Genomic DNA, 9,823 nt, shown 5'->3' with positions numbered 1-9,823 from the left:
CCCCTGCGCCGGCCCACCGCCGCCGACCCGCTGCGAGTGCTCGTCACCGGCGATTCGCTGACCGAATCCCTCGGCCCGGCCATCACGAACACGGCGCCGGACACGGTCCGAGCCCAGACCGAGACCCGGTTCGGCACCGGCCTGGTCCGGCCCGACTTCTTCGACTGGGCCGCCCATGCCCGCGTCCAGGTCGCCGAGCGCAACCCGGAGCTGGTCATCGTCACCATGGGCGGCAACGACGGGCAGGGCATCACGCTCGCCGACGGCACGGTGCTGCCCGCCGGATCGGCCGAGTGGGCGGCCGAGTACCAGCGGCGGGCCGGCGTCGTCATGCGGATCTGGACCGCGGACGGAGCCAGGCGGCTGCTCTGGCTCAGCCTGCCCCCGGCCCGCTCGGACCGGTTGAACGGTTACTTCCGCCAGCTGAACGCCGCGACCGCGGCCGCGGCGGCGGGGGTGAGCGGCGCGAGCTACCTCGACCTGGCCCCGTGGCTGTCGAAGGACGGCGCCTACAGCGACTACCTGACCACCGCCGACGGCCAGGCCGTGCTCGCCCGATCCCACGACGGGGTACACCTGACCCTCGACGGGGCATCGATCGCCGCCGCGCACGTGATTGACAACATCCGGAGCACCTGGCGACTCGGCTGACACCGCAACGGTCGGGTCTGGGCCGGCCGGCCGCGGTCAGCGCACGCGGAACCCGAAGCCGGCGCCGTCAAGGTCCGCGCGCGCCCGGGTCACCGCCGCGTGGGCGTCCGCCAGCACCTCGCGGACGGACGGGCGGGCGGCATCGGCGGCGGCCAGCGCGGCGAGCAGGTCCTCGGCGAGCACCGCGAGCTGGTCGGGCAGGGCGTGGGGGGCGAGCCTCGGCGGGCGGGCCCCGGCGGGGGCACCCGTGCCGATGCGCTCGCCGAGTGCGGCCAGCTCGTCGAGGAGCCGACCCGTGCGCTGCGCCCGGGTCATCCCCGAACCCACCGCGACGTCCCAGGACGAGCCGGCCCATCCCCGGATGCGGCGGATGAGCAGATCCGCCTCCCGGCTGAGATCATCGACCTCATCGGACATCCGGGCATGATACCCCACGAGCCGCGAACGGGGCCTTGCCCTTTGCTGTGGCCTGGGGCACCCTTGCGACATGAGCCGTTGACGTCGGGTTTCACTTCTGGAGGCGCGCATGTCGCTGAACCGCTCCCCGCAGACCCATCAGACCCTCATCGAACGGATCCCGAAGGTAACGGGCCACGGGGTGAACCACTGGCTAAGCCGGCTGGACGACGGTCCGGGCCTGCTGCGCTTCGCCGAACGGGTGAACTGGCTGCGCGCCGAGCATGATCTTCCGCACAGCTTCGCGGCGGCCCTCGTCCACGAGGCGGACCTGCGGCGCCGCGCAATCCGGGCGTAGGCACCGTGGCGCCGTGGCCGGCACGGACGGCCCGCCACGGCGCCCCCGCCGGGTGCACCACGTCCCGTCGACGACAATGGGCGCATGGACCTCGTCGCAGCTACCGAGTTCGTCCGCGATCATCACCGGGCGGTCCTGAATACCACCCGTCGGGACGGCAGCCCGCAGATGTCGCCGGTGTCGGTCGGGTTGGATACCGAGAGTCGCCTACTGATCAGCACCAGGCTCACCGCCTACAAGGTCGGGCATGTCGAGCGGGATCCGACCGTGCGGCTCTGCGTGCTGCCGGACGACTTCTTCGGACCGTGGGTGCAGATCACCGGCACCGCGGAGATCGTCCGGCTGCCCACGGCGATGGAACTGCTGGTCGATTACTACCGCGACCTCGCCGGCGAGCATCCCGACTGGGACGACTACCGGGCGGCGATGATCCGCGACCAACGCTGCATCCTGCGCATCACTCCCACCGCCGCCGGCCCGGACCATTCCGGCTGAGCCGATCCGGCCCCCTGCGGCCGGCCTGCCGGCCCGCCCTGGGCTCCACCTGGCGCGGCGCGGACCCTACTGGCGCAGTTTGGACAGCAGCCGCAGCATCTCCAGATAGACCCAGACGAAGCCGATCAGCAGGCCGAAACCGGCCCGCCACGCCTCGGAACGCGGTGCGCCGCCGGCGATCGCCCGCTCGATGTAGTCGAAGTCGAGGATGAACTGGAGGCTCGCGACGCCGAGCACCAGCACGCTGAACAGGATGCCCAGCGGCGTCGCGTCGTTGATGATCGGCAGGTGGCTGCCGCTGACCGCCCTGACGACCAGGTCGACCAGGCTGAGCAGGACGACGCCGAGCAGCACTCCGGTAACGACGCGGGCCATCCGCGGGGTGGCCCGCAGCCGGCGGCTGCGGTAGGCAAGGAGCATCACGACGAAGATCAGCCCGGTGCCGAGCAGGGCCTGCGGGACGATGCCTGCGAAGGCGTCCTCGTAGTAGCGCGAGATCGCCCCCACCGCGACGCCCTCGATCAGCGCGAACGCGATGACCAGGGACGGGCGCAGCCGGTTGCGCATCGAGACGACGAGGCTGATGACCAGTGCGATGAGACCGGCGGCCAGCGCGATGCCCGGGGCATCGCGCCCGACCACCCAGCCGACGGCACCGCCGACGCCCAGCAGGGCGAACAACCCCAGCGTGTGCACGACGACGTCGTCGATGGTGAGGGTGGTCGGCTGCCGGTAATGGCTGGCGAGCTCCTCCGGGGTGGGCGTCGGCGGCGGCGCGAACCCGCCGCGGCGCAGCACGGGGTTGGAGGAACGAAGGTCGGCCATCGAGCCGGCTCCTCTCGGTCGCCACCGGGGCGACGCCACCGTCATCATCTGGTACACATGTCAACCCCCGCAACGAACCTGGTGCCGGGGAGGTTCCCGCCGGTCGGCCGACACCGGGCCCGGCCGGGGAACCCGACCAGCCGCGAAAGTTGTAACTAATCCAGAACGGAAAGTGACGGACGGGGGCGGGCAAGGAATCATTGCGCCCCCCTCGCCGCGACTCACCCCAGCATGACGACGAAGCCTTCCATGCCGATCACCCGCGGCGTTCACCAACGCACGCGGGCGGTCAGCAATGGATTGTGCCGGTGGTCGGAGTCGAACCGACACTCGAGCTGTTTTTAGGACAGCCTCCTCTACCAGTTGGGATACACCGGCTCGTCTACATCGTTGATGTTTCTACCATGCTGCGTAGGGTCTGGGAATAACACATCGCGGAAAAAGTGGTCCGGAGATGGCGGCCCCACCGAAAGCGTGACTCTTCGTGACTAGGGTGCTGCCGCATTGCCATCCCCACCGATCAGTGGACGACCCAGATCGCTGGAATGCCGAGCTCGCAGCTCGTTAGCGGCGTCGGGCCAGTCCGGAGTTGCCGGAATGCCGCCCCCACCTTGGTGCCGTTAAGCGACGGCGGCCGGTGAACCCCCCGAGAGACGGGGATTCACCGGCCGCGGTGCGGTCGGGGCGCGGCCCGCGGGCGCGGACGACAGTCAGCTCCGCGGCTGCGCGGCCTGCGAGTTCGCCTCCGCCGCAGCGGCGGCCGGCGTGGGCGCCCCCGGCGAGGTGGACCCGGTGGGGGCGGCCTCGTCGGCAGTGGAACCTGCGGCGGAGCCGTCGATCCCGGCCGGCGTGCCCGGTGCCGCGCGCGAGTCGAGGGCCTCGGCGGGCCGCTCGGGAGCCGTGGCGGGCTCGGGGGACGCCACCCGGCGGAACTCCGCCCGGGGGTCGGCAAACGAGCCCAGCGAGACGATCTCCCGGCGGAAGAACAACGCCAGGGTCCAGTCTGCGACCACGCGGGCCTTGCGGTTCACCGTGGGCACCCGGCTGAGGTGGTACGTCCGGTGCATCAGCCAGGCGGGCCAGCCACGCAGCCTGACCCCGTACACCTCGGCCACGCCCTTGTGCAGCCCCAGGGAGGCCACGCTGCCGGCGTAGCTGTGCTCGTAGGGCCTGATGGGCTCGTGTCGCAGCTCGGCGAGGAGGTTCTGCGCCAACCGGCGGGCCTGGCGGACGGCATGCTGGGCGGACGGCGCGGTGGTCACCCCCTCGCCCTTGGTCAGGTCGGGCACGGCCGCGCAGTCACCGGCGGTCCAGGCGTCCGCCACCCCGTCGATCTGGAGGAAGGCGGTGGCCCGCAGCCGGCCGCGGTCGTCGAGCGGGAGATCGGTCCGGGCGAGCATCGGGTTGGGTTTGACACCCGCCGTCCACACCACGGTGCCGGCCTCGAACCGCTCTCCGTCGTCGAGAACGACGTGGCCGTCGAGCAGGCTTTCGACCCTGGTGTTCAGCTTTACCTGGATTCCGCGATGTTCGAGCTGCTTGACCGTATACAGCCCCATTGCGGGCGAGACCTCCGGAAGAATGCGACCCGTCGCCTCCACGAGAACCCAGCGCATATCCGCGGGCTCCAGATCAGGGTAATAAGAACATGCATCACGCGCCATGTCCTCAAGTTCGGCGAGCGCCTCAATTCCGGCATATCCGCCACCGATGAAGAGGAAGGTAAGCGCGCGCCGCCGCACCGCGGGATCGGTCGCCGAAGCGGCCGCGTCGAGCCGGCCGATTACCTGGTTTCGGAGATAGATGGCCTCGGCCGCACTCTTGAATCCGATTCCCTGTTCGGCGAGACCCGGGATCGGCAGCGTCCGCGCCACCGAACCAGGACATATAACCAGAATATCGTACTTAAGGTCGAAAGTTTCGCCCAGCAACGGCTGAACGGATGCCGTGCGTTGCACATGCGACACTGCGACCACATGACCGCTGATGACCCGACATCCCTTGAGGACCTTACGTAGCGGAACGACCACGTGGCGTGGCTCAAGGTTGCCGGCGGCCGCCTCCGGGAGAAACGGCTGATAGGTCATGTATGAGTTGGGTTCGACTACGGAGATGGTCGCCTCGTCTCCGTCCAGCTTCCGCTGAAGCCGCAGGGCCGTGTACATGCCGACGTATCCCCCGCCGACGATGAGGATGTGCGGTGCCTGCCCATAGCCCATGCGAAAACGGTACCCACGGGGGCCGAGTTACACCCTGCGTCGAGGCCGCCGACCCAGCCAATTCCGTGACGCAGGACACCAATTCGCCAGGTCCTTCGGCCCATCTCGCGACCATCGCGGCAGTGCCGTGGCTCACGTGCTGTGTCAGCGACCACAACGCGAGGACTTAGCGGCGACGCTCACCCACTTCTGCCAGTGCCGCCGCGGAGCCGAAAACCGTGTCCAGCATCACCTCGGTGACCCGTCCGGTGAAGGTGTTCTGCTGGCTCGGGTGATAGCAACCCACAACACGGACCCCGGCCTCGGGAAGGTCGGCCCGAGCCCCATGGCCAAACGGCACCCGGGGTGCCGGTACCGAGTACCCAGCCTGCGTCAGCGCCGGCCACAGCGCCGTCCACGCGAAGCCGCCGAGAACGACGACGACCCGCAGCGTCGGCCGGACGAGCTCCAGATCCCGGACCAGCCACGGGCGGCAGGTGTCCCGCTCCGCCGTCGTCGGCTTGTTCGCCGGTGGCGCGCAGCGCACGGCCGCGACGATCCTGGTGCCCCGCAGTCGCTGGCCGTCCCCGGCGGACTGCGACGTCGCCTGGGTGGCGAGCCCGACCCGGTGCAGCGAGGCGAACAGCCAGTCGCCGCTGCGGTCGCCGGTGAAGATGCGCCCGGTGCGATTGCCGCCGTGGGCGGCGGGGGCGAGGCCCACGATCAGAATTCGGGCATCGGCCGGACCGAACGAGGACACCGGACGCCCCCAGTACGGCTGGACGGCGAACGCGGCCCGGCGGACCTGCGCGACCTCCTCCCGCCAGGCGACCAGGCGCGGGCAGGCGCGGCAGACCGACATCCGGGCGTCGAGCGTAGCCGTGTCGGAGGCGCCGGCGGCCAGCTCGCGCACCAGCGCGGGCGACGCGGCAACCGGAGTGGTCGGGACCGCGAAGTCACCCGGCCAGCCATCGCCCGGTCGCGCGGGGCCGCGCCGCGGGCCGGCCGTCATCCCGCGGCGGGACCGGCCACAGTCGGTAGGAACGGCGCGGTCGGCGGCGGCACGGCGGCGCTCGCGGCTGGCGGGGCGATCGCCAGGGCCAACGCGATCCCGTCGAGAATGTCCCGCTCGCTGGCGACGATCGACGCGGCGCCGGTGCGCTCGACCAGCGTGCGCAGCACGAGCGCGCCGGATGCGATGACGTCCACCCGCCCCGGGTGCATCACCGCAAGCGCCGCCCGCTCGTCGTGCGTCATGCCCAGCAACCGCTCGGTGACGGCGGCAACCTGCTCGGCGCTCGTCACCGACAGGTGGATCCGATCCGCGTCGTATCCCTGCAGCCCGGCGGCCAGAGCGGCGACGGTGGTGACGGTCCCGGCGACGCCCACCAGGGTGGCGGCCTCGGTCAGCGGCACCGTCTGGGCGGCGAGGTCGAGCGCGGCGTGCACGTCGGCGACGATCGCCGCGGCCTGCGCCGGGGTCGGCGGGTCGTCGCGCAGGTGGCGCTCGGCCAACCGGACACAGCCGACGTTCACCGAACGGGCCGCCCGCACGCCGCGTGCGTCCCCGAACACGAGCTCCGTCGAACCCCCACCGATGTCGGCGAGCAGGATCGGGGTGGCGACCGACGAGACGCCGCCCGTGCCGGACAGACCGATCTTTCCGAGCTGGCCGGATGTTCCCATCGGGCCTGGCGCCCCAGGCCCGACGCCGGATGCTCCGCGCGCGTCCGAAGGGCCCGGACTGCCGGATGGTCCGGGCTGCCCGGATGCGTCCGACCGGTCGGACGCATCCGGCTGGCTCGGCGCCCCCGCCGGGCCCGGCCCGCCGAACTGGCCCGATCCGCCGACGAGATCGCCGATGGCGCCGCCGAACGACAGCGCCGCCTCCTCGTCCCCGCTGATCACCTCGGGGTCGACCCCGAGGATCGCACGGACGCCGGCAACCAGCTCGCCGCGGTTGCGGGCGTCTCGGGTGGCGCTCGTGGCCACCATCCGCACCCGGGTGGCGCCCAGACGTTCGATCTCGGCGGCATAGTCGCGCAGTGCGGCGAAGGTCCGCGCCAGCGCCTCGGGGGCAAGCTCACCGGTGCGATCCACCCCGGCGCCCAGTCGGACAATCTCCATCCGGCGGGTCAGCTCGTGCAACCTGGACCCGTCGTAGTCCGCCACCAGCAGGCGGATCGAGTTGGTCCCGCAGTCGATCGCGGCGACGCGGCTCATGCCGGTACCTCTCCCGTCGTCGTCTCCGCGGTCCCCGCCGAGTCCGCCGAGTCCGCCGCAGTCCCGACTGCTCCCACCGGTTGGGCCGGGCCCGCGGCCACGCACGGCCCCCGCTGGCCCCAGTCGCCGACGGCGGCGAGCGCCTCGTCCCCGAAGGGATTCACCCCTGGCCCCGCGGCCAGGCTGTGCGCGACGAGGACGTGCAGGCATTTGACCCGCTCCGGCATGCCGCCGGCGCTCGGGGCGCCGGGCAGAACATCGTGGGCGTCGCGGCGGGCGAGGTAGTCCCGGTGCGCCGCGGTGTAGTCGGCGGCGAGCTCGGGGTCGTGGGCGAGCCGCGCCGTCATCTCCCGCATGACTCCGGCGCCCTCCAGCCGTGACACCGCCGCCGCGGCACGGGGACAGGTGAGGTAGTACAGCGTGGGAAACGGCGAGCCGTCGGGCAGCCGCGGAGCGGTCTCCACCACGTCCGGCAGCCCGCAGGAACAGTGGTGGGCGACGGCCAGGACCCCGCGCGGCTCACGGGACAGCTGTCGCCCGACGATCTCGACCTCCGCGGCCGTCACCGCCGTCGACACCACGTTCTCCTCCCGCACCGCGACGCACTCCTCCCGGGGACAGCGACCATGCACCGCTACCGCCGCCTAGCATCGCAGATCCACGGTGCACCGCAGATCCACGGGCACCGCAGATCTGCGGATGAGCCCGGGCCGGAGCCGCCAGCACGCGCGCCTACGGCGCCGCGATCTCCGACCACAACCGGCCGTACCAGGCCGAGCTGCCGGACGATCCCCCGTGCTCGCCGTCGCCGCCGGGCGCCGGGGTGGGGGCGGCCGGCATCAGGTACGCCCGTTCGCCCGGCTTGATGTAGTGCAGCCGCCGGCGCGCCTCGTCGGAGACCCAGGCCTGATCGTCGTAGCGCTCGACCGTGGAGCGCAGCTCGTTGACCCGGGTCTGGGTCTGCACGTTCGTCCGGGCGAGCTCGGAGAGCTTGCTCTGCTGCTTGAGGTACAGCCGCAGCGGATAGGCGAGTGTCAGGACCAGCACGCAGATCACGACGGCGAGCAGGGTCGCCCTCGTGGTCAACGCGGCACGCGGCGGCGGCACGCGGATCAGGCGGGCTGCCCGTGCCGCGGGAAGGCGCCGGCACCGGCGTAGCGGGCCGCGTCGTCGAGCTCCTCCTCGATCCGCAGCAGCTGGTTGTACTTCGCGACCCGCTCGGTGCGGGCCGGGGCGCCGGTCTTGATCTGGCCGCAGTCGACGGCGACGGCAAGGTCGGCGATCGTGGTGTCCTCGGTCTCACCGGAGCGGTGCGACATCATCGCCCGGTAGCCGCCGCGGTGGGCGAGGTTCACCGCGTCGAGGGTCTCGGTGAGCGTGCCGATCTGGTTGACCTTGACCAGGAGGGCGTTGGCCGCCTTGGAGGCGATGCCGCGGGCGAGCCGCTCCGGGTTGGTGACGAACAGGTCGTCCCCGACGAGCTGCACCTTGCTGCCGAGCCGCTCCGTCAGCGCCACCCAGCCGGACCAGTCGTCCTCGGCCAGCGGGTCCTCGATGGACACGATCGGGTAGGCACCGACGAGGTCGGCGTAGTAGTCGCTGAGCTCCTCGGCGGTGCGGGCGCTGCCCTCGAAGGTGTACGCGCCGTCCGCGTAGAACTCGGTGGAGGCGACGTCGAGGGCGAGGACGATGTCCGAGCCCAGGCGCAGGCCGACCTTGTCGACGGCCTCGGCGATGAGGTCGAGCGCCTCCCGGTTGGCGGGCAGGCTGGGAGCGAAGCCGCCCTCGTCGCCGACGCCGGTCCCCAGGCCCCGGGCCTTGAGCACGCTCTTGAGCGCGTGGTAGACCTCGGCGCCCCAGCGCAACGCCTCCGAGAAGGTGGTCGCCCCGATCGGAGCGATCATGAACTCCTGGATGTCGACGTTCGTGTCGGCGTGCGCGCCGCCGTTGAGAATGTTCAACATCGGCACCGGCAGCAGGTGAGCGCTCGGGCCGCCGAGGTAGCGGAACAGCGGCAGCCCGCTGGCGGCCGCGGCCGCCTTGGCCACCGCGAGGCTCACACCGAGCAGGGCGTTGGCACCGAGGGCGGACTTGCCCGGGGTGCCGTCGAGGTCGATGAGCGTCTGGTCGAGCAGGCGCTGCTCGGTGGCCTCCAGCCCGATGATCGCCGGGCCGATCCGCTCGATCACCGCACCGACGGCCTTGGTGACGCCCTTGCCGCCGTAACGGTCCTCTCCGTCACGCAGCTCCACGGCCTCGAAGGCACCGGTGCTGGCCCCACTGGGGACCGCGGCGCGGCCCAACGTCCCGTCCTCCAGGACGACTTCGACCTCGACGGTGGGGTTGCCACGCGAGTCAAGGATCTCGCGGGCTCCGACAGCCTCGATGGACGGCACGGCTAGGACCTCCGAATGCGACAACTCGAACGCGACGACACGATGGCACCGAACAGACCGCCGCGGACCGACGCCCCGAAAGCACCCGCACCGCACCGGACACCGCGGCACGCCCGACGGCGTGGCGGGCCCATGCCGCGGGACGAGCGGGGCCGTCCGGACGAACCGGTCGCTGCGAGACTACCGTCGCGCCCCCGCCGGCGCGGCGCTGATCCCGGCGCGTCGCGGAAGGTTCCGACCGGGTTCCAGTCGGGTTCCAGTCGGGGTCCGCTGCCCGCGAC

General features: G+C 71.8%; 11 protein-coding genes and 1 tRNA gene. 3 read left to right on the top strand and 9 right to left on the bottom strand.

Annotated features, from left to right (window positions below):
- Positions 1 to 651, top strand: a 651-nt coding sequence (locus NBZ83_RS25530; protein WP_261575945.1) for an SGNH/GDSL hydrolase family protein, incomplete at its 5' end; no start/stop codon positions are given.
- Between the two features lie 36 nt (positions 652 to 687).
- On the opposite strand, the gene NBZ83_RS25525 is transcribed toward NBZ83_RS25530, so the two are convergent.
- Positions 688 to 1,068, bottom strand: coding sequence for a hypothetical protein (locus tag NBZ83_RS25525; protein ID WP_261571259.1), 381 nt, complete (start codon positions 1,066 to 1,068; stop codon positions 688 to 690).
- 109 nt (positions 1,069 to 1,177) lie between these two features.
- On the opposite strand from NBZ83_RS25525, the gene NBZ83_RS25520 reads away from it, so the two are divergent.
- Together NBZ83_RS25520 and NBZ83_RS25515 are read left to right on the top strand one after the other, a co-directional pair.
- Positions 1,178 to 1,405, top strand: a complete 228-nt coding sequence (locus NBZ83_RS25520) for a DUF4287 domain-containing protein (RefSeq protein ID WP_261571260.1) — start codon at positions 1,178 to 1,180, stop codon at positions 1,403 to 1,405.
- Between the two features lie 84 nt (positions 1,406 to 1,489).
- Positions 1,490 to 1,900, top strand: coding sequence for a PPOX class F420-dependent oxidoreductase (locus NBZ83_RS25515; RefSeq protein WP_261571261.1), 411 nt, complete (start codon positions 1,490 to 1,492; stop codon positions 1,898 to 1,900).
- A 66-nt stretch (positions 1,901 to 1,966) separates the two neighbouring features.
- Here NBZ83_RS25515 and NBZ83_RS25510 read toward each other — a convergent pair whose 3' ends face one another.
- From NBZ83_RS25510 to eno, 8 genes are all read right to left on the bottom strand, one after another.
- Entirely contained in the window at positions 1,967 to 2,725 is a 759-nt protein-coding gene (locus tag NBZ83_RS25510; protein ID WP_261571262.1) for a Bax inhibitor-1/YccA family protein, read from the bottom strand.
- Between the two features lie 303 nt (positions 2,726 to 3,028).
- Positions 3,029 to 3,103: transfer RNA gene (locus tag NBZ83_RS25505), tRNA-Leu, on the bottom strand.
- Between the two features lie 332 nt (positions 3,104 to 3,435).
- The gene (locus tag NBZ83_RS25500; RefSeq protein WP_261571084.1) at positions 3,436 to 4,944 is read right to left on the bottom strand and encodes an NAD(P)/FAD-dependent oxidoreductase; all 1,509 of its coding nucleotides are present in this window, start codon (positions 4,942 to 4,944) and stop codon (positions 3,436 to 3,438) included.
- Between the two features lie 166 nt (positions 4,945 to 5,110).
- Complete coding sequence (locus NBZ83_RS25495; protein ID WP_308203401.1) at positions 5,111 to 5,935, bottom strand: uracil-DNA glycosylase; 825 nt, start codon at positions 5,933 to 5,935, stop codon at positions 5,111 to 5,113.
- Complete coding sequence (locus tag NBZ83_RS25490) at positions 5,932 to 7,146, bottom strand: Ppx/GppA phosphatase family protein (protein ID WP_261575944.1); 1,215 nt, start codon at positions 7,144 to 7,146, stop codon at positions 5,932 to 5,934. The genes NBZ83_RS25495 and NBZ83_RS25490 overlap by 4 nt, the downstream gene beginning before the upstream one ends.
- Positions 7,143 to 7,742 carry a DUF501 domain-containing protein gene (locus tag NBZ83_RS25485; protein ID WP_261575943.1) on the bottom strand — a complete coding sequence of 200 codons (600 nt, stop codon included), beginning with the start codon at positions 7,740 to 7,742 and terminating at the stop codon, positions 7,143 to 7,145. Before NBZ83_RS25485 ends, NBZ83_RS25490 begins: the two co-directional genes overlap by 4 nt.
- A gap of 136 nt (positions 7,743 to 7,878) precedes the next feature.
- Positions 7,879 to 8,253: an FtsB family cell division protein gene (locus NBZ83_RS25480; protein ID WP_261571081.1), complete on the bottom strand. Its 375-nt coding sequence runs from the start codon at positions 8,251 to 8,253 to the stop codon at positions 7,879 to 7,881.
- A gap of 5 nt (positions 8,254 to 8,258) precedes the next feature.
- Positions 8,259 to 9,542 carry a phosphopyruvate hydratase gene (eno, locus tag NBZ83_RS25475; protein ID WP_261571080.1) on the bottom strand — a complete coding sequence of 428 codons (1,284 nt, stop codon included), beginning with the start codon at positions 9,540 to 9,542 and terminating at the stop codon, positions 8,259 to 8,261.
- Between the last annotated feature and the right edge of the window lie 281 nt (positions 9,543 to 9,823).

The organism is Frankia gtarii (genome assembly GCF_025403375.1).
Lineage (GTDB): Bacteria > Actinomycetota > Actinomycetes > Frankiales > Frankiaceae > Frankia > Frankia gtarii.
Note: the sequence above shows the minus strand (reverse complement) of the source record. Positions and strands in the feature narration are given on the sequence as shown.